Below are 20,236 nucleotides of genomic sequence, written 5' to 3' on the forward strand. Positions count from 1 at the left end.
CTCCTCCGGCGCCCCGAAGTCCAGGCCGCTGTCCAGGTGCATGTGGGCCTTCACCTGGTCCCACTTGACGATGTACCCGGCCCCGTGGTCGCAGAACACCGAGTCGGGGGTGTTTTCCACATCCCGCTCCACGTCGTAGCCGGTTTGAGCCACGATCTCCGCCTGATTGGGACAGGGCCGGTACCCGGACGGAGTGAGGGTGAGCCGCCCCATCCCCCGGGTGTAGGCGGCCACCTGGGCGGCGTAGTCCTGGAGGCCGGACACGGGAGCGGAGCCGGTGAGCAGGGTCATGTCCCCCAGGACCTCCGGGGCCTGGAGCTCGCCCCCCATCCGCTGGAGGTCAGACATGGCCCGGCCCACCTGGTCCGGGGGCAGGAGGAGGCGCAGGTCGTACCAGGGCTCCAGCAGAACGCTCTCCGCCTGCATGAGGCCCTGGCGCACCGCCCGGTAGGTGGCCTGGCGGAAGTCGCCCCCCTCGGTGTGCTTCACGTGGGCCCGGCCGGTGAGGAGGGTGATGGTCACGTCGGTGAGGGGGGAGCCGGTGAGCACCCCCAGGTGCTCCTTCTCCATCAGGTGGGTGAAGATGAGCCGCTGCCAGTTCCGGTCCAGCACGTCCTCGGGGCAGGCGGTGGCCAGGCGGAGGCCGGAGCCCCGGGGGGCGGGCTCTAGGAGCAGGTGGACCTCGGCGTAGTGGCGCAGGGGCTCAAAGTGGCCCACCCCCACCACCGGGGCGGCGATGGTCTCTTTATAGAGAATGCTGCCGGTGCTGAAGGACACCTCCAGGCCGAACCGGTCCCGGATCAGGCGGGTGAGCACCTCCAGCTGCACGGGACCCATGAGCTGCAGCCGGATCTCCCGGGCCTGCTCGCTCCAGGCGATGTGGAGCTGGGGGTCCTCCTCCTCCAGCTGGCCCAGCTGCTTCAGGGCGGTGTGCACATTGGTCCCCTGGGGCAGAATGACCTGGTAGGAGAGGACCGGCTCCAGCAGGGGGATGGGGGACTCGCCCTCAAAGCCCAGCCCCTCCCCGGCGTGGGTGCGGCTCAGGCCGGCCACGGTGCACACCGCTCCGGCGGGTACCTGGTCTACCACCCGATATTGGGCCCCGGAGTAGATGCGCAGCTGGTCGGCCTTCTCTTCCCACACCTGGTCCTCGGGCAGGCCGGGGCGGCGGTTGGTGAGCAGATCCTTCACCTTCAAGGAGCCCCCGGTCACCTTTAAATAGGTGAGGCGCACCCCCTGGGGGTCCCGGGCGATCTTAAAGACCTTCCCGCCGAACTCCTGGGGGTAGAGGGGCGGGACGGCGTACCGCTCCACCCCCCGAAGAAACTCGGTCACCCCCTCCAGCTTCAGGGCGGAGCCGAACCAGCAGGGGAACACCTTCCGGTGCCGGATGAGGGAGATCACGTCGGGGTCCTCCAGAGCCCCCGTCTCCAGGTATTTTTCCAAAATGCCCTCGTCGCACACGGCGGCGTCCTCCTGCCACGCATCCTCCGGGGCGGAGAAGTCCACACAGCCGCTGCTGAGCCTCTGCCGGAGCTGCTCCAGCAGGGCGTCCCGGTCGGCCCCCGCCAGGTCCATCTTGTTGATAAAGAGAAAGGTGGGGGTGTGGTACCGGGACAGGAGCCGCCACAGGGTGAGGGTGTGGCCCTGGACCCCGTCGGTGCCGCTGATGACCAGAATGGCGTAGTCCAGCACCTGGAGGGTGCGCTCCATCTCGCTGGAGAAGTCCACGTGTCCCGGGGTGTCCAGCAGGGTGATGGTCATGGACTCCAGGGGGAGCACCGCCTGCTTGGAGAAGATGGTGATGCCCCGCTCCCGCTCCTGGGCGTCGGTGTCCAGAAAGGCGTCCCCGTGGTCCACCCGGCCCAGGCGGCGCAGCTGGCCGCTGGTGTACAAAAGTCCCTCGGACAGGGTGGTCTTGCCCGCGTCCACATGGGCCAACAGACCAGCACATATTCGTTTGATTGGCTTTTCTTCTTTCTGTTCGCCCACAAAAAGCGCCCCCTCTCATAAGAATATACTTAACATAGTATATCATAAGAGGAGGCGCGAGTCGAGGCATCGTTTTTTCTTTATCTGGGAAGTTTGGGATAGAGATGCAAGCTAAATTCACCCTCTGGTGTGCGAAACACTGTAATCTTCTCCAACACAATCTTCCAAAGACTATTTTTTCTATAACAGACAGATGCGGATAGCTGTCGAGAATACGCTGTGTTGTTGGAATAAGTTCTTCCACAGCTTTTTTCTCACCATTTCTTGTTGCGTGCTTTTTTTGCAAGTCTGCTTCCGCTTCCTGAAGTTTATGCATTTCTCTGGTCAAAGCATCATTGCGTTTTGAAAACATCTCCACCGTATAGACACCTTTTTCGAGATATTCGCAGATTTTATCTTGCTGGCATTGAAGCTCCAAAAGCTGCTGCCGAATCATGTTTAGTGCAGTTTCAGTTTGATCAGTTTGTGGGGGCTGCTCTGTTTCCACCTTAATCGTATATTCAGAAAGCCATTCTCGCATCGCATTTACTACAGCTTCCTCAACGAAGTCGCATTTCATTGTTCGACAGTTACATCCTCGCGTTGGGCAGCGATACCACGGTGAAGTATGCTGAGATTTTCCGGGGACATTTCTTTTTAAAACTGCTCCGCATTTCTCGCAAAACAAAATTGAAGCAAAAGGGTTCATCAATCGCTTGTCTTTATGAACAGATGCGTGATTTCTGCTGTTTTGTACAGCTTTAACGCTGTTCCATTGCTCCTGGGTAATGATTGGTTCGTGTAAGCCTTGGTATAACTCATAATCACGAGACTGAACTCGCTTTTTTACAAGCATTCCGTCTTTTACAATTCGCTTTGTAGGCTCGTGCCGCCAACGAATCACACCCAGGTAAACCTCATTATTCAGGATGTTTGTGATAGAAGTTTGTCCCCATGTGCCAGTACGAGAAGGAATGTGCATCTGGTTTAATTGATATGCTATGGTGTTATACCCAATGCCTTGCCTCCCATACATATCGAAAATCATTTGTACGATTTTCGCTTCGCCTGGTTCGATTTGCAAGCTGCTACCCTTTGTACCGGGCAACTTGTAAGAACGATACCCGTAAGGAGCCATAGATCCAAGGAATTTTCCTTCAGATGCCGATTGGTTACGGCCTCTGACCAGACGCTTGGTGATAGTTTTCAGTTCGTATCGGCTGAACATGAACTTCATGTCTGTAAACTGCTCATCCGACTCATTTTGAAGATCGTATGTTTTAGATGGTGTGATAATCTTGCAGCTGTTTGTCTGTAAAACCTGCATGATGTAGCCAGACTCCAAAGACGAGCCCCTGGACAGTCTCTCAATATCTACACAGACTACGCCTGCATACATCCCTGTGTTGACCAAATCCAACAGACGAAGCATCTTGGGGCGTGCGGAGAGTGACTCACCAGAAACCACTTCCTCCAGCGTCTCAACAACATTCAACCGCCGTTCCTTGCAAAAAGCCTCCAAGATATGCCGATGTCTATTTAATGTTTCTTCAACAGAAACATCGTCAAAATCGGTATCCATCCGGGATTTCCTTAAATACATCAAATATCGCTCCAAGTCTCACACCTCCCTTCTGCGAATCACTATGTCATCATTTTACGCAACACTTTGTGATTTCGCAAAGGTGTGACAGCATTCATCCATATCCTTGCTTACTTGAAGCGATTAAGCTAATATTTAAGTTTCGCTCTGTATCTGCTCTATGCTGCGATAGGCATTTGAGACGAGATTACCAATTTTCAGTAGGATTTGTGCAATCTCCGCTGCCTCAATGCGTTGGCAGTAATCATCGTGAATACAGACAACAGTTTCATCTCCATGAATAGCTGATGCAACCATTGTGTCCTCCGTTTTCTTATATCACAAAGCAGACAGCCGTACTGGAATGTTGTTCAACAGTTTCAGTACGGCTGTCATTATTTCATTGATAATAAGTACGCCACATTTGCCACGCACCCCTGACGCCGGGGACAGAACAGGTCTCCGCTGGCGCGGCTGTCATAACTCCGCAGCGTCGTTCGTAGCGTGCGCCGCAGGGTTCCCCCCAAGTCTTTGGCGGGCCGTGAGGAAGTATCTTTAAGCCCCCCCGTCCTCATCGCGCCGGATGTGCCACTATCCGGGGTACAGGGTCGTTGATCGCTCCGAAACAGCTTGTCCATCACCTCCTGGCTGCTCCATCTTCGCGGCGTCCTGCACTCGCTCATACGCGGGTTATGTACCTGTTCTGCCGTGTATTCGGTTGTCAATGTACCTGTGAAGGGAAAATAGCCTTCTTATAGGTACTGACAAAAAACAGTTCAAACAGGCATAGGCAGAGAAAATTAGCAGAATTTTTTTGCCAACCGCTTCAGCCCGTTGCGGATACTGCGGCGGACGCTGCCAGGATCAACGCCTTCAGCGTGCGCGATCTCCACCGGCGTCATGCCGAGATAGAAGTGGGCATAGAGCCGTTTAGCCTGCTTCTCCGGCAGGGACATCACCGCAGCGTACAACCGTTCCTGCTGCTGTCTGGCCTCAAAAATATCTTCCGGGGTCGGCACATGGGTCACAGTTGCCTTTTCAATGCCATTGCCATAGTCAAAGGAGTAGTGTGCCTTATGACGGTACATACGGCGCTCATAGGCCGCGTCCATCCGCTGGGCGGCCTGGATAGCGTCCAGCACTTCCTCAGTTACTTCCACATAGGTATCTGTTTTATAAACATCGGGATACAGTTCCCGAAGATTGATGATTTTCATTATGGACCTCCAGTTCGATTCAAGCGTTGTAAACGGGTGAATCGAATGGAGGCGGGGAACGGCAGCCGGGTAAATTACCGGCTTCTTTTAATCTGTATTGGAGTACAGGTACAAGGGCATACCGCTTTCGAGTGAAACACTGAAATTCATGTAAAACTGGTTGGTTTTATCCAATGTACCTTGTTTCAAGTGCATCCCCTTTCACTGCATTTATACATTACAATACAGTTTTAAGGTGGTACGCGGTGAATTAAAATGAACGAAAGTGTATTGTAGAATATCCTTGAGGTGAATCAGGATGCAACAATACGCACAACATTTAGCTGATGTCGTAAAGACTGCCCGGTTAGAACTCGGCCTCACACAAGAAGAAGTAGCCGAGCGATGCGACACCGACGTGCGAACTATCATCAATATGGAGAAGGGGCGCGGAAACCCTAAGCTCGAAACGCTATTCAAAGTCGTCCGTGTTCTGAAAATAGACGCAAGAGAATTATTTGAGGATAGACCACAGGATGGCAGCCCATCAATCCATCGTGCGTGTCTGCTCATCAATGAATGCAGCGAGGACGAAGCGGCTACTTTGCTTCCTGTGATTGAGGCTGTTTTGACCGCGCTGCGCTCAAGGAGCGGTATCACAATTCAATAAGTAAAAAACGCAGAGCCTGCCTCCCGATCATCGGGTAGCAGGCTCTGCACTTTAAGCGTCTGGCTCTTTGCTGGGCACCATTTTCAGCTTTACTACGTCAATCAAAATTTCCCGTTTGCACTTTGGGCAATAGAGCGGGAATTTGATCAAAACGGTATCTTCATACACTTTTGTTCGCGTTTTACCGCCGCAAATCGGGCAGTGTATCCATCGTGACTCTTTTCTATGGTTCATTTTGCTTGCCTTATTTCATATTACGACTCTGCATGGTATGTCTGGTTCTGTGAACATGAAATAGTTGTCCCTTTCCAGTCCGGCAGACATCCTGTTCCACCGAACCAGATCAATGGCCGAAACCTGTTACCAACTGTTCCAATCCTGGAATAATCGTCTTTACCTCTGGAAACCGTGATGTATTGATACAGAGGTCATAATTCGCTTTGTCACCCCATACCTGCTCAACATAAAATTTATAATATCGTGCCCGTTTTTTATCCACAGAAATGATCTTCTGTCGAAGCTCTCGGTCATCCAGAGCATCTACATCGCTATTTTTGCTCCGGCAACGGGCAATTTTGCTCTCCATATCTGCATAAATAAAAATCCGAACAGGGTTCATCTCTCTTAATGTGTAGTCCGCACAGCGGCCAACGATCACGCAGTCGGATTTCTCGGCAAAATCCCGAATCACCTTGCTTTCCTGCATATAAAACTTCAAATTTTGTTCCACGACATAATTTGTCGGTGAGCCAAAGGTGTGCGCCGTTGTGATGGGAAGAAGCGGGATCGGAGCCGTTTCCTCCATGTGCCGGACGTACTCCTCAGCAAAATCCGTCCGTTTCATTAACTCCGTGATGATCTCCTGGTCGTAATAGGCGATCCCCATTTTCTCCGCTAAGCGGCGTCCGATTTCCCGGCCTCCACTTCCAAATTCACGGCTGATTGTTATAATACGGTTCATAAAAATTCTCCTTTTTGATGTTGAGTGAGCCGATCTAAAGCGTTTTTCGCCTTTCATACAGATACCCTATTCTTTATGTGCATTGTAAGCATCCCGCAGACGCTCGAAAGACTGCTGGCTGATCATGTGTTCCATCCGGCAGGCATCCTGTTCCGCCAATGCCGAATCAACGCCGGCACTTGTGAGCAGTTCCGCGAAAAAGCGGTGCTTTTCGTATGTCCGTTCTGCGATCTCACGGCCAAGATCCGTTAAAGATAAGAGATAGTCGCTGTCTTTAATCAGAAAGCCGCCTTTTTGCAATAGATCGACTGCGTTGCTGACACTGGGCTTTGATACTCCCAAAAAGCGTGCTACATCAATAGAGCGCACAACGCCCTTTTCCTTTTGAAGAACCAGAACAGCCTCCAGATAGTCCTCGCCAGAGGAACGGATCACCGAATCATGCCTCATGCGATCCGCCTGCTTTCTTTCCCCCCTCCGATAAGCCTTTCCACGCTTTTCTCAAAAACGCAACGGCCACGATAGCGGTCAGCCCCATAGACACTGGGCCGGACCAGAGCAAGCCTTCCACACCGAACCACCGGCCTAACAGGAACATGGCAGGCAGCACAATGATGATCTGCCGGATCAGGGTAAGGATGGCGGCCCGCACCGGCTGACCCAGGGATTGCAGGAAGATGCTTCCCGTCATTTGGAACACGTCCACAACGATCAGCAGCAGATAGATCCGCAGGCATTTCACCGCAAATTCCAGATAGAGCGGGTCGCTTTCGCCAAATAGCCGGACAATGCTCATGGGCGCAAGCTGGAACCAAAGCGTGGCCGCCAGCAAAAAGATGGCAGACGCTACCAGAATTGTCTTGTAGGTATCTTTGACCCGCTGATACAGTCCCCGGCCATAGTTGTAGCCGATGATGGGCTGGCTGCCGCTGGAGAGCCCCAGTGCAAAGCACTGTACCACTACAAAAATCTTAACCGTAACACCCATTGTGGTCATGGGAATATCGCTTCCGTAGATGCTCTGTGCGCCATAGTAGACATACAGGTTATTCTGAACAGCGGACACAATGACGATGGTGAACTGGCTCATAAAGCTGGACAGCCCGCCTTTTGCCACGGCGGGGATCAGCCCCACACAGCCGGAGAAAGAACTGCGGTCCAGAGGAATCGTGCGGCAGCGGCGCAAGGCAACGATGTTGACAACAGCGGTAGCCATCTGCCCCAAAATGGTGGCCCAGGCGGCACCCTTTACTCCCATGCCCAGCAGGAAGATGGCAACCGGGTCGCCAATGATATTCACGATGAAACCGGCGATCATGCCTCCCATCGCCATGCCGGGCTGTCCGTCCGCCCGAACCAGGGAGGTAGAGCCGATGGAAAAAACATTCCAGATCATGCCGAGGGAAATGATCCGTCCATAATCCAGCGCATAGGGCAGCGTCTGTTCCGTAGCCCCGAACAGCATACAGAGCGGTTCCAGAAACGCCAGATAGACTGCGGCAAGCACGATACCGCATCCCAGCAAGGCGGCAATCGACGCCGCTGCGGCACGGGATACCTTGTCCCGCTCTCCCGCCCCCAGATGCAGGCTGATGTAGTTGGCGCCGCCTTCCCCAATCATCAGGCCAAGCGCCAGCGCCACCTGGGTCAGCGGGTAAATGACATTGGTTGCTCCATTTCCCAGGTAGCCGACGCCCTGGCCAATGAAAATCTGGTCTACCATGTTGTAGACTGCGGTGATCACTAAGGAAATAATGCTGGGAACAGAAAAGGTAAGCAGCAGCTTACTGATCCGTTCCGTCCTGAGTCGTTCTTCTACGTTCATAAAGTACCTCCATTGATTTTTGATTTTTATTGCATCACAGCCGAATGAAAAGTCCCTTATGAAACATTTTCAAATTGGCTGTTATACAACTCCGCGTAAAAACCGTTCTGCTTCAGCAATGCTTCATGGCTGCCGCTTTCCACGATGTCCCCGTCTTTCAGAACCAAAATCAAATCTGCGTTCTTAATGGTGGACAGGCGGTGGGCAATTACAAAAGAAGTCCTGCCTTTCATGAGCCGATCCATAGCCGTCTGGATCTGCTGCTCTGTACGAGTATCTACTGAGGATGTGGCTTCATCCAGGATCAGCATGGGGCGGTCGGCGATCATGGCCCTGGCAATGGTAAGCTGCTGTTTCTGGCCTTGGGACAAATTCACCTGGTCGTTCAGTACGGTGTCATACCCATTTGGCAGGGTGCGGATGAAGTGATCCAGACCGACCAGCTTGCAGGCGGCCTCCATCTTTTCATCGCTGACCCCTTGTGTGCAGTAGATCAGGTTCTCCCGCACCGTTCCCTCAAATATCCAGGTATCTTGAAGCACCATGCAGAATTGAGCGTGGACCGTGCCGCGGGTCATATCCTTTGTGGACACGCCGTCAATGCGAATGTCGCCGCTCCACAGCTCATAGAACCGCATCAAAAGATTGACCAATGTGGTTTTGCCTGCCCCGGTTGGCCCAACGATGGCGATTTTCTGACCTGGCTTTGCCTGTGCGGAAAAATCGTGAATGACACATTTGCCTTTTCGATCGTCCCCGTAGCCGAACTTCACATGGTCAAATTCCACGCTGCCACGCACAGGGCCGATCTCCGTTTTCTTTCCGGCTTCATCCGGCATTTCTTCGGCATCCAGAAACTCAAACACCCGACCTCCTGCGGCAGCAGCTGATTGGAGCGTCTGAAAGGATAGGGAAACCTGGGAAAGTTGCTGGGTAAAGTAGCGGACATACATCATAAATGCCACAATGGTGCCAAGGCTGGCGCGTCCGGTCAGAGCCAGCACGCTGCCCACTACGCAGACCGCCGCATAGGCAAAATTGCCGACAAAATTCATGATAGGTGTCATCAGCCCTGACAGGCATTGCGCCCGGAAATGACTGCCTGCGAGGCGGTCGTTGTAATCGTCAAATGTCCGCTGAGCCGCCGCCTCACCGTTGTATGCCTTCACGACTGTGTGCCCGGTGTAGATTTCCTCAATGTGGCCGTTGAGCTTTCCCAGGTTCTGCTGCTGCATCCGAAAATATTTCTGGCTCCTGCCGGTCAAAAATGTCATGGCTACAAAGCCGACGCTGCTGGCCGCTACGGCGGTCACCGCCATCAGAAGATTGGTATAGGCCATCATGATGAGGCTGCCGGCGAACAGGATCACCGCCAGCACCAAATTGCTGACACTCTGGTTCAGCGACTGCCCCACCATATCCACATCGTTGGTAACCCTGGAGAGGATGTCCCCAACCGTGGTACGGTTGTAATACTGCATGGGAAGGCGGTTGATTTTGTGGGAAATGTCCGAGCGCAGCCCGCGGGACAGCCGCTGGGCCACCGTAGCCATGATCCAGCCCTGGGCTGCGGTCAACAGGTAGCTGCCGCAGTAAAAGCACACCAGGGTCAACCCGATGGAGGCGACCTGATGCAGATCGATTTGGGACGCGATCCCGTCCGTGATGCAGTCTGTAAGGCGGGAGAGCTGATCCGGCCCCAACAGGGTCAGGACCGAACCGGCGGCCTCCAGAATGACGGCAGACGCAATCAGCCAAAGGTAGCGCCTGCAAAGGGAGAATAAGTGGCTATATATTTTTTTCTGTTCTTTCCAGCTCAACGGCCGGTGAGCGGTTTTATTATTCCATGTACTCATGCCAACTCCTCCTTGGAAAGCTGGGAGAGGGCAATTTGCTGATAAACGGCACAGCTTTTCATCAATTCCTCATGGGTGCCTGTGCCGACCAGCCTGCCTTTGTCCAGAACCAGAATTTTATCAGCGTCTCGGATGGTGCCGATCCGCTGGGCCACGATGATGCGGGTGGTGTCTCTGCACTCCCGTTCCAGCGCGCGGCGGAGAATCTTGTCCGTCTTGTAATCCAGTGCGGAGAAGGAATCATCGAAGATAAGGATCTCCGGCTTTCTGGCAATGGCGCGGGCAATGGAGAGCCGCTGCTTCTGCCCGCCGGACAGGTTTGCTCCGCCCTGGGCAACAAAGCCGTTGTAGCCGCCGTCCATTGTTTCGATAAATTCCGATGCCTGGGCAGTTTCGGCGGCCTTGCGGATCGTAGCATCATCAGCGGCTTCCTTCCCGTTCTCCCCAAAGGCAATATTGGAGCGTATGGTCCCCGTGAACAGGGCGGCGGTCTGAGAAACATAGCCGATCTTGTTCCGCAGGGCACGCTGGGAGTAGTCCTTCACGTTGATCCCATCCACCAGCACCTGGCCCTGCGTAGCCTCATAAAACCGGGGGATCAGATTGACAATGGTACTCTTGCCGCAGCCGGTGGAACCGATAATCGCCACCGTTTCCCCAGGCTTTGCCGTAAACGAAATGTGGGACAAAACGGGCTGCTCGGCGTCCGGGTATTGAAAGGTAACATCCCTAAATTCCACCTCGCCTGCCTTCCCGCTTACTCCCTGTGTTCTGCTGCCGTCCAGGATCGTAGGCTTTGTTTCCAGCACTTCCAGGATACGCTTCGCAGATACCGCAGCGCGGGGCAGGCTCATTGAGATAGAAACCAGGATCATAAAGGACATGATGACCTGCATGGCATATTGGGAAAACACCACCATGTCCGAAAACAGGGTGATTTTTTCTGTCATGCCCGCCTGATTGATCAACACTGCGCCGATCCAGTAGACCGCCAGGGTCAGGGCGCTCATGACAAAATACATGGTGGGCATGACAAAAGCTATCGCCCGCATGGCAAAAAGCTGGTCGTGGGTCAGCTTTTCATTGCAATGCTCAAATTTCTGTTCCTGGTATTCCTCAGCGTTATAAGCCCGGATGACCTTCAGACCGGTCAGATTTTCCCTCGTGACCCGGTTTATTTCATCCGTGAGAACCTGGATGTTCCGATACTTAGGGACCGCCAGCCCCAGGCAGACCAGAAGCACCGCCAACAGGAGCAGGACAGCGATCCCTGTAGCCAGCGTCCACTCCCAGCCCTTTCCGGCAATTTTCCAGATGGCCCACACCGCCATAATGGGAGCCTTTGCGATGGTCTGCAACCCCATGACCAACAGGGTCTGTACCTGGGTCACATCGTTAGTGGAGCGTGTAATCAGGCTGGCAGTTGAAAATCGACCGACCTCCTCCATAGAAAAGGACTGTACCTTCGCAAATAATTTTCCGCGCAAAATGCGGCCGCAGCTTGCGGAAATGCCGGCGGCGCAGACTGCCGTGACCATAGCGGCAAAAAGGCTGCCCAAGGCGCACAGCAGCATCATCCCGCCGGAGCGCAGGATCTCTCCCGGTGTACTGCCACCGCGCTGCAAAAGCGTTGTGATCTCTGACATATAATCCGGCATGGTCAACTCCATCCAGACCTGCGCCACGATAAACAAAATGGAGACAGCCACCAGCGCCCATTCCCGCTTTGTCAGGTATCGCAGTAGCCTAAGCATAAATAAAAAAGAACTCCTTTCCGGGTTTGCCCTTGATTTCTTCTCCCCTCTGTGATATTCTTTCACCAGAGATGAAACATATTGTTTCATTTGAGTTATATCATATATCGTTAGCCTTGGCTAATCAATAAACCTCGCACAAATGGTACAAAAAGGGGGAATGTTGTATCATGACAGTATCAGAAGGGAAAACCGTAAAGGAGCGCATTGAGGTCGCGCTGGTTCATTTGATGGAAGAAAAGCCATTCCCGGAAATCACCGTAACCGACCTGATCCAAAAAGCGGAGGTGGCCAGAGTTTCGTTTTACCGAAACTTTTCCTCCACAGCGGATGTGATCGAAAGCCTGACGGACAAAATGGCAGACACCTTTCTGGAGGACCTGCGAGAGCTGCTGGCCCATCCGAATGAGCGGAAAGCGCGGGAGTTCCTGTTTGGCTATCTGTATGGCTTTCAAAAACATTTCCGCAGCTTTTGCCCGGAAAACAAATTCAACCAGGAATTTATCACGAGCAGCCTCCACGCAAAAATTGCACAGTTAGAGCGAAACAGAGGGACTGCCACACTTCATGAAAAATATGACACAGCAGCCAAGCTGTCCATGATCGAAGGGATCATCCATAAATGGTGCTCCACCGGCTTTGTGGAGACGCCGGAAGAAATGGTGGATTATATGATGGGGCTGCTGAAGAAAATTTGAAACAGGCAAACCCTTCCTTGACATTGCGGGGCAGCCGTGTTAAGCTAAAATTGCTTGTCAGAGGACTTGCAATCCAATGAGATTGTTGAAGTGGGATAAGCCCGTTGGGGCCTGTCCCGCTTCTTTTTTATGCCGTTGGGGACAGCGCCGCAATCAATCAAACGATGGAGGTGCTTTTCACAATGACAAACACACAGAGAAAAGAGATCCCCCGGTATGTGTTCCCCGCAGTAGGCGGCCTGTTCATGACCTATCTCTACAATGTGGTGGACGGGATTTTCGTAGGCCAGGGAGTGGGAGCCGCCGCCCTGGGCGCGGTCAATATCGGAGTGCCGTTTATCACTTCGGTGGTCGCCATTGCCGCTATGTTTCCCATGGGCGGCGCTACGGTGGTCGCTATCCGCATGGGGCGGGGGGATGAAAAAGGAGCCAACCAGGCGTTTATGACCTCAGTGGTGCTGACGTTGCTGGTATCGGCCATCCTGACGGTTGTGGGAATGGTATTTGCCGGGCCGATTGTGGATCTCAGCGGCGGCGCGCAGCTCAGCCGCGAGATGCGGGATATGGCAGTGGATTATCTGTTTTATTACTCCGCCTTTTCCATCCCCATGCTCATGAGTACCTGCCTGTCCACCTTCGTGCGGAACGATGGTTCGCCGGCCCTCTCCTTCCTGGGTATGGCGGTGGGTGCGGTAGCCAACATCTTTCTGGACTGGCTGTTCATTTTCCCCTTCCAGATGGGAGTGATCGGCGCGGCGGTCGCCTCCGGCCTGGGGCAGATCTCCGCTGTTTTGGTTCTGCTCACCCATTTCATCCGCAAGCGGGGCAGCCTGCGGTTGAGCGGGTTCCACCTGTCTGCTCCGCTCATGGGAAAAATCTGCAAGCGCGGCGTGCCGGAGGCGGTCTCCCAGCTCAACACGCCGGTCACCGCGTTCTGCTATAACCTGGTGTTGGCCCATCTGGTGGGGGACATGGGCGTCTCCACCTTCAGCGTCCTCAGCTTTATCTATTCGCTGGCAAACGCGATCCTCTCCGGCGTGGCCCAGGGGTTGCAGCCTCTGTGGGGCAATCACTACGGGCAGAAAGATACGGGCGGCCTGAAATCACTGCTGCGGGACGGGATAACCATCAACGCGGCGCTGTCGGTACTGGTATATGGGTTCCTGTTCCTGCTGGCGGTCCCGGTGATCCGCATCTTCAACCAGGAACCGGCGCTGGTGGATGCCGCGTCCAAAGCCCTGCCCCTGTTTGCCCTCTCCTTCATCCCCATGGCGCTGAACCTGATTTTTACCGCCTATTTTTACTCCACCAAGCGAACGGTTCAGGCGGATGTGATCGCCGTCAGCCGGGGAATCGTGGTCAAAGCGGCGTGTATTTTCCTGATGCCGGCGCTGCTGGGAGAGGGCGTGATCTGGCTGGCGCCGCTGGCAGCGGAGTGCATCACGCTGGTGTTATCAATATTTTTTAATAGATGTTCGCAGCTTGCTTATCGGTAAAAAATTTGATTGGAAATCAGCCACATATTTCAAATTCGGGATAAAATCGGCAAGCAATGCCCCTGGATAGCCATCCGGCTTCCGGCGCTGCTTGTTGAGGGTATCCCCCAAGCCCCCATGAACGCAGAATTTCATTCTGCGGCTGCGCGTCCGATGGACGCTTTTGACCATGACCAGCTCACCGCTGGTCGCGGTCTTTTTCTTTTTCGGCATCGTGTTCCGCCTCCATGTTTAAGAGCCGATCCACATTGGCCTTTGCTGCCAACAGCTCCCGCATTTCCTCGCGGGAGCGCCGGTACTCGGCATAGGTCTTTTTCTTTTTCTCCAGCAGCCGAGCATACTCGGCTTGCAGCTCCTTGACCTTGGGCAGCTTCTTGACCCCCATATCGTCAAAGGCTTTTTTGGCCGCCTGATGGAGCAGGAGTTCCTCCTCATGTTCCTCGCGGAATTTCTTGGAGTAACCGGCCTTCCGGTAAGCCACATAGGTGTCACGGGTCTTGGCATAGTTGATGATATGGGTCCGCAGCACAGCAATCTCCGCCATGCGTTTCTCCGCTGCCTTGATTTTTGAAGATAGCTCATTGTGGTGGGCCGTGGCCGCCGCAGCCTTTTCCTCCAGCACAGCATACTCCAGCAGGTTATGCTCGGTGAGATAGTTCACGGTCTGTGCCATCTGTTTCAGATTAAAAACCTTGGCCCACCGCACATACCCGGCACCTTTTCCGGCCTGGAGCTTTGCCTGGATGTCAACTAGCAGATTGACCTTGGACGGATCTGCCTGCTTGACCGGTTTCTGACGGGGCGTATGCTCCTTTTGACCGGCGAGGACAGCCAGCAGGTCCTCCAGGGTGTAGCCATCACCCAGACTGTCCAGACGGGCCACTTTGCTCCAGCCGGGGAGTTTCAAGCGGTAGGATTTGCCGCGCCCGGATACTTCGCAGCCGGATTCCCGGAGCAGCTTCAGCAGCTCGTCCAAATCAGCAGGCTTTTGTGCCAGGGCTTTATCAATGGCAACACGGAGCAATTCCCGATGGGACGGTTTCGCCTGGTCGCCCAGCCACTTGTTGTAGCTCTTTCCGTGGGGCTTGGGATTCTCTACAATGGACAGCCCGTTCTCAATGCAAATGGTGTCGCTCAAACGCCGGACAGCTTTCGTGCTGCCCCAAAAGTTGCGGAACTTCCGGTCACAGTCCAGATTGACCGAACTCCAAATGATATGATTATGGACATGGGCTTTGTCGATGTGAGTGCAGACGATAAAGGCGTGTTTGCCCTTGGTGAACCGCTTGGCAAACTCCACGCCCAACCGGTTGGCCTCCTCCGGGGTGATCTCCCCAGGACAAAAGGACTGACGGACATGGTAAGCGATCACATCGTCCGCTCCACGAACCCGTCCGGTGGCGGCGATATACTGGCGCTTGGCCAACATAAACTCGGCGTCGGCCACACGGCTGTCGCACTCGTAGCCGGTGATGAGCTTGCCGTGGTCTGTCTTTTGCGGATTGGCCACATAGTCGATAATCGCGCTGATGGCACGGCTCTCGGTCCGGCCCTTGCCGATATGCAGCGGCATGATGCGTGTGGTTGCCATTACTACGATACCTCCCTTGAAAAAGAATAGCGGCCTGCCGAAGCAGACCGCCGTGTGAATCATTATTACAAAAAATGTTGTAATGAGTTACCAATATTGAATTAGTTCTTCAACACCTTCCTTTATGAGCTTAATAATCAACCTTCTCTTGTTTTGAGGGATTGGCCCCGTATACTGATGAGTACTCTTGATTTCAGAATGTGATAAATGTGAATGAAGTCGTAGTTGATGTAACTCCATGCACATTTTGTGAAATTTAGGCATATTGCTGATAAATCCTCTACTTTGCACTATCGCTCCAATCTTTCCAAGTGTGTAGCCGCCCAGTTCCGGATGATCCTTTGTAATTAGACTACAAATCCTATCGTCCATCGTGTCCCAAATGTTTACAAATGCAGTGAGATCTGTTTTCCAATAGCCTATTGCAGTAAATAATGTCCTCTCAATTTGATCATGATCTTTCCCTAACTTCTTTTTCCATTGAAGTTTTTGCTGAATGTTTGCCAACTCCTTCAAATATCGTTGAATCTGACTATTGGAATATCTATTTCGTTTTATTACTCCAGCTTGTTTAAATATGTTTTGAGCATATGGAGAAAGCGTATTAACTGGGGGCAAATTATTAGGCATCGGGGCCAGTAAATAGCAGTATGCACCAGATGTAGCTAACTCGCACTCTTGAGACTTGATATATTCTTCAATAAAAGACGGTCCAAGTTTATTTAAGGAACCATTTTTTTGCGCCTGATAAACCACATTGCTTCTAACCCACCAGTTACTTTTCTTAATGTAGTTTTTCTGCCTACTTCCAAATTTGGAATCATACAAAAGGATGAATGCGATTAGTTGTAAACGGTATCTACTATCTATAATAAAGCTACTCTTTTTATCTGCATTAAGTAACTGTTTTGCAAGTTCTGTAAATCTGTGTGCATCTTTATCATTTAGATTACCGATAACAGCCTGCAACAATATGCCTGAAGAGAATTGTTGGGTCTTATCTTGACAACATTTATAAATATAATTGCTAATGGTCGGAGGTATTCTTCTAGGATACCTTTGCACATAGGATGCAAACGAGTGAATCATATTAGGGAATTTTTCAACCGCAGCAATAGCTAGTTTATTTGATTTTGTGTCTTGCTTTACATATTGAAAATAGCGTTTGATCGTTGTAAGATCAGCGGGTTCTTCCTTCATCAATAACTTTATTGCATTTACAGCTATGTCTGGTTTTTTCTCATCATCAAGTTCATCTTCGAATAATGGTTTACTGATGCGTTTAATTTCATCATCAATATTTGAAATCTCATGAATAGCAATTTTAGATGACTGAGGAAATAATCCTAGCTCTTTACTCTTTTTGTCTAAAAGAAATAACACCCAGCGAACAGTTTCCTCATTATCAGCAAGGATACGAATATCATCTACATATCGAAAATAGCGAAAGGGAATCTGTTTTTGTAGTCTCTCAATATATAAATCATATTCTTGTAAAACTGCCTCTGCTACTATCCCAGATGCTTGGGGGCCTTGAGGTATTCCAGTAGCAAGTTCCAAACCGTCCGATGACTCCCATCGAGCCAGTAATTGAATAAACAGATCAGCACAATTATCACTAAAGTGGCATTTGTCCTTTAATATAGTTCGTAACAGATGATGATTTATACTGTCATAACAAGCCGTAAGGTCAAATGAGGCAATATATTTGTTTCCATTTTCATATGCCTTAATTATAGCTTTCGTATAAGCTTTATAGGAATCTTGCCATTTCTGATAAAAGAACAAACTATCAGCATTGGAATATAAATTGCCAAATACACTTTTCTTGTATCGCCTTTTTACCTTTGGATTTGTTACTAAAGCTTCTGCTAAAACATTCGCATATGCTTGATATACAATTTGATCCTCGATGGACATCAAAGTATACATTCTACTTAAGCCATTTGCTTTGGGCATAAATACACGAACCGTATCAACCGGCAAATATCCAGATTTTACTTTCTTATGTAATAAAGCAATATTTTTACTAATAGCCATTCCATACGCAGAATAAGTATCTCTAAAAAAATTTTTATAGGTACTCTCTGGATTGGTTAATAGACGATTATATGCTAGGAGCAGGTTGTCCTGTTTGGCAATATCTCTCATTGAAAACAACTAATCCACCTCTTTTGCAGCTTGAACAACGATCCTGACAGAATATTTATTGTCCAAGCTGACTCGGACAAAATTCTTGTATTAATATTATCTTTAGATGAGGTTGCTATTTTCAGATACATCAATAGTTCTAGGCATTCTGATACATTTCAACCTATTTTTACAGTATATACCTTTAAGGTATCTTCTTCAACATATTGCGTTTAATCAAATAATTTAATCATAGATAATGTGACAGGTTTATATTAAAACACCCCATATGATCGGTTTAGATACCGTACCAAATGGGGTGTTTTGTTCATCTATAGATTGAATCTTGCAATAAATACCGAAAATCCTGCACCTTGCCCAGCAGCCAAAAGGCCAGCTTCGGCAGCCCAAAGGGACTTATGAGAAACGCAATTACCAGCAGGATGAGACCGTTCTGCGGGGAGTATGTCACCAGGACGGCCACGCCCAGCAGAGCAATCACCGTACTGAGCAGTCCCAGCACCAAGCCGGACACATAGACCAGCCCCACGCAAATCCAGATGGCCAGGGTGAGCAGCAGGATCACCGGCGCAATCACAATCTTCAAAATCAGTTTCAATACGGTCATTTCATGGCCTCCTCTCGACGATCCAAATACTTCTGGCACAGACGGCGGACCTGATCCTCGTCGGCCTCGTTTTCTTCCCGGCGTCCCTTTGTCAGCTGAATGGAGGCAAAGGATTCGTACTCGACCAGCAGATGGTCAAATAGTTCCTCCGGGGTCCGGCACACATCACCCTCGCAATAGGGCGGGTCCGGGGGCGAGCCGTTGAAGGACACACAGACATATCCGTACCGGCTCTTGTAGACTTCCAGCTCCATATCCTGCGCCAGATAGTCCTCGAAAATCTCTAAAACCTTTTCAAAGGTCAACATCGGTATCTCAACTCCTTTGTGAGATGTGAGAACATTTTGCTATCTGCCTTTATTATCCGGCAAGCCCTGTCAAAAGGCAAGGATGCGGACAAAAAGAAAAAGCGGAGGGAGGCGCGGCGAAAAGAACGCCGTTCCTCCCTCCGCAGATGGAATATATACCCCTGTCACGAAAGATTGGAGAGCTGGGTCAGGATTTCCTTCACGCCCTCCCATAACTGCTCCTGCCGCTGGGCTATATCCTCCAGGTCAGCGTCATAGACACGCCCGGTCTCATGCACCCGGCGGGTAAGCTGGTTCAGATTGTTGCTGCTCCGGCGCAGCAGGGACACCAGCCCCTTCAGCTCCGGCAGGTCCAGCTGCACCACATAACCGTCCAGGGCCATCTTCCGCAGATAGGCTTCCCGGTTCTTTGTCCCAAGTTGGGACATTTTCTGCTCGATCAGCGCCAGCTCCTCCGGGGAGACCCGGAAATTCACTTGGACCTCCCGTTTGCGCTTCGGGGCACTCACCGCTCCGGCTCCCGTTTCTTATGGGCCGGAGCTTTGGGGGCTGCCTGTTTCGGCTCCTGCTTCAAATGCTCCCGAACAGAGGGCCGGGGCTGGCGCAGCTCCTTGGAGCGGTCCTCGCTGGCCAGGATGGTAGCATAGGTCCCAGGCAGTCCTTTCATGCTGGTAAAAGCCAGACTGCGAAACGGCAGGAGATTCATCAGCCGATCATGGTCTTTGCTCCCGGCACGATTCAGAAACTCCGGGGAAATGCGGGCCATGTAATGGGTCCCGTGGGGGCTGTTCGGCATATCCGGTGCGCGCAGCTCCCGCAAAATCCGTTCTGCCTCTGCCTGGATGTCCTCTGCCGTCAAGGGCTGGCGGCGCAGATGTTCCTCGCGCACCAGATCAATAAACCCGTTCAAAACAGCGGGGTGGCTGTTCAGGGCATACCCACACCGGACGGTATCGGAGTTGTAGTTGGGGATGGTCTTTGCCCATTCCTTGTTGCGGGGTGAGTAGCGCCCATCCCAGTCCTGGAGCTGGACGGTGTTGGCAAGGACCAGCATGACCCGGTCCATGCCGTAGGTCTCGATCACGCCCTTGGCGGCATCGTGACTGAGATACATCCCGTCGAAGTGTTCCCGCGCCGCCGCTTCAATGGCCTCCTTGCATTGGAGATTGGCGTTGTTGGAGGCCCTGTACTGCTCCAGCTCTCCATGCTCTTTCGCATAGGCAGCGGAGTGAGGGTAAATGGCGGCTTTCCGAAGCTCCGCCTGGGCCTTGCAAGCATCATCGGCCCGGTTCTCAATGCTGTCCCGGACCACATCCATGTAGCCGGTCTCCAATTTCTCAAAGTAACGGTACACATCGGCCAGCGGCGTGGGCGAATCCAGCAGCGCCTGGGCCTGGGCAGCGGTCAGCTCCAGTTCCTCCATCGCCATCACGATGTCCTCCCGGACGGTGTATTCGTAGGCGTGGTTCAGGACCTCTGCCGGGGGCTGGCTTTTCAGCCAGTCCCGGTATTTGTCCTGTTCAGCGGCCATCTTCTCATAGAGGGCCGTATTCAGATCGTTGGTATTCAT

At 52.1% G+C, this 20,236-nt stretch carries 17 protein-coding genes and 1 pseudogene; 3 read left to right on the forward strand and 15 right to left on the reverse strand.

The features are described from left to right. A partial coding sequence (locus B5F19_RS10420; RefSeq protein ID WP_140394216.1) for a TetM/TetW/TetO/TetS family tetracycline resistance ribosomal protection protein occupies positions 1 to 1,965 on the reverse strand: 1,965 nt, incomplete at its 3' end. Positions 1,966 to 4,353: 2,388 nt separating this feature from the next. Next, positions 4,354 to 4,770 carry a sigma-70 family RNA polymerase sigma factor gene (locus tag B5F19_RS10440; RefSeq protein WP_087290264.1) on the reverse strand — a complete coding sequence of 139 codons (417 nt, stop codon included), beginning with the start codon at positions 4,768 to 4,770 and terminating at the stop codon, positions 4,354 to 4,356. Positions 4,771 to 5,068: 298 nt separating this feature from the next. On the opposite strand from B5F19_RS10440, the gene B5F19_RS10445 reads away from it, so the two are divergent. Further along, positions 5,069 to 5,419 (forward strand): helix-turn-helix transcriptional regulator, encoded by a 351-nt coding sequence (locus B5F19_RS10445; RefSeq protein WP_087290266.1) that lies wholly within the window; start codon positions 5,069 to 5,071, stop codon positions 5,417 to 5,419. A 51-nt stretch (positions 5,420 to 5,470) separates the two neighbouring features. On the opposite strand, the gene B5F19_RS10450 is transcribed toward B5F19_RS10445, so the two are convergent. From B5F19_RS10450 to B5F19_RS10475, 6 genes are all read right to left on the reverse strand, one after another. After that, a complete protein-coding gene (locus B5F19_RS10450; RefSeq protein ID WP_087290268.1) occupies positions 5,471 to 5,653 on the reverse strand; it encodes a cysteine-rich KTR domain-containing protein in 183 nt (60 codons plus the stop codon). A 109-nt stretch (positions 5,654 to 5,762) separates the two neighbouring features. Further along, positions 5,763 to 6,380, reverse strand: coding sequence for a cytidylate kinase-like family protein (locus B5F19_RS10455; protein ID WP_087290269.1), 618 nt, complete (start codon positions 6,378 to 6,380; stop codon positions 5,763 to 5,765). Positions 6,381 to 6,446: 66 nt separating this feature from the next. Next, on the reverse strand, positions 6,447 to 6,830 hold the full coding sequence (locus B5F19_RS10460) for a metal-dependent transcriptional regulator (protein WP_087290271.1): 384 nt from the start codon (positions 6,828 to 6,830) through the stop codon (positions 6,447 to 6,449). Continuing rightward, positions 6,820 to 8,205 carry an MATE family efflux transporter gene (locus B5F19_RS10465; protein ID WP_087290273.1) on the reverse strand — a complete coding sequence of 462 codons (1,386 nt, stop codon included), beginning with the start codon at positions 8,203 to 8,205 and terminating at the stop codon, positions 6,820 to 6,822. Before B5F19_RS10465 ends, B5F19_RS10460 begins: the two co-directional genes overlap by 11 nt. A gap of 56 nt (positions 8,206 to 8,261) precedes the next feature. Continuing rightward, positions 8,262 to 10,061, reverse strand: a complete 1,800-nt coding sequence (locus B5F19_RS10470) for an ABC transporter ATP-binding protein (RefSeq protein WP_087290275.1) — start codon at positions 10,059 to 10,061, stop codon at positions 8,262 to 8,264. Further along, entirely contained in the window at positions 10,058 to 11,815 is a 1,758-nt protein-coding gene (locus tag B5F19_RS10475) for an ABC transporter ATP-binding protein (protein ID WP_087290276.1), read from the reverse strand. The genes B5F19_RS10470 and B5F19_RS10475 overlap by 4 nt, the downstream gene beginning before the upstream one ends. Before the next feature lie 170 nt (positions 11,816 to 11,985). On the opposite strand from B5F19_RS10475, the gene B5F19_RS10480 reads away from it, so the two are divergent. Continuing rightward, positions 11,986 to 12,513 carry a TetR/AcrR family transcriptional regulator gene (locus tag B5F19_RS10480; RefSeq protein ID WP_140394212.1) on the forward strand — a complete coding sequence of 176 codons (528 nt, stop codon included), beginning with the start codon at positions 11,986 to 11,988 and terminating at the stop codon, positions 12,511 to 12,513. Between the two features lie 182 nt (positions 12,514 to 12,695). Beyond that, on the forward strand, positions 12,696 to 14,009 hold the full coding sequence (locus tag B5F19_RS10485; RefSeq protein ID WP_087290281.1) for an MATE family efflux transporter: 1,314 nt from the start codon (positions 12,696 to 12,698) through the stop codon (positions 14,007 to 14,009). Here B5F19_RS10485 and B5F19_RS10490 read toward each other — a convergent pair. The 7 genes and pseudogenes from B5F19_RS10490 to B5F19_RS10520 all read right to left on the reverse strand — a co-directional run. After that, on the reverse strand, positions 13,968 to 14,222 hold the full coding sequence (locus B5F19_RS10490) for a hypothetical protein (RefSeq protein WP_087290283.1): 255 nt from the start codon (positions 14,220 to 14,222) through the stop codon (positions 13,968 to 13,970). The genes B5F19_RS10485 and B5F19_RS10490 overlap by 42 nt on opposite strands. After that, positions 14,188 to 15,600, reverse strand: a complete 1,413-nt coding sequence (locus tag B5F19_RS10495; protein ID WP_087290285.1) for a relaxase/mobilization nuclease domain-containing protein — start codon at positions 15,598 to 15,600, stop codon at positions 14,188 to 14,190. Before B5F19_RS10495 ends, B5F19_RS10490 begins: the two co-directional genes overlap by 35 nt. Positions 15,601 to 15,687: 87 nt before the next feature. Next, a complete protein-coding gene (locus B5F19_RS10500) occupies positions 15,688 to 17,751 on the reverse strand; it encodes an RNA-directed DNA polymerase (protein ID WP_140394213.1) in 2,064 nt (687 codons plus the stop codon). 307 nt (positions 17,752 to 18,058) lie between these two features. Continuing rightward, complete coding sequence (locus B5F19_RS10505) at positions 18,059 to 18,358, reverse strand: CD1845 family protein (protein WP_087290289.1); 300 nt, start codon at positions 18,356 to 18,358, stop codon at positions 18,059 to 18,061. Further along, on the reverse strand, positions 18,355 to 18,666 hold the full coding sequence (locus B5F19_RS10510; RefSeq protein WP_087290291.1) for a hypothetical protein: 312 nt from the start codon (positions 18,664 to 18,666) through the stop codon (positions 18,355 to 18,357). The genes B5F19_RS10505 and B5F19_RS10510 overlap by 4 nt, the downstream gene beginning before the upstream one ends. 164 nt (positions 18,667 to 18,830) lie before the next feature. Further along, on the reverse strand, positions 18,831 to 19,175 hold the full coding sequence (gene mobC, locus B5F19_RS10515) for a plasmid mobilization relaxosome protein MobC (protein WP_087290293.1): 345 nt from the start codon (positions 19,173 to 19,175) through the stop codon (positions 18,831 to 18,833). A gap of 368 nt (positions 19,176 to 19,543) precedes the next feature. Then, positions 19,544 to 20,236: pseudogene (locus tag B5F19_RS10520) on the reverse strand (DUF3849 domain-containing protein); the annotation flags it as partial.

The sequence above is a fragment of the Pseudoflavonifractor sp. An184 genome (assembly GCF_002160305.1).
In the GTDB taxonomy this organism is placed as follows: domain Bacteria; phylum Bacillota; class Clostridia; order Oscillospirales; family Oscillospiraceae; genus Lawsonibacter; species Lawsonibacter pullicola.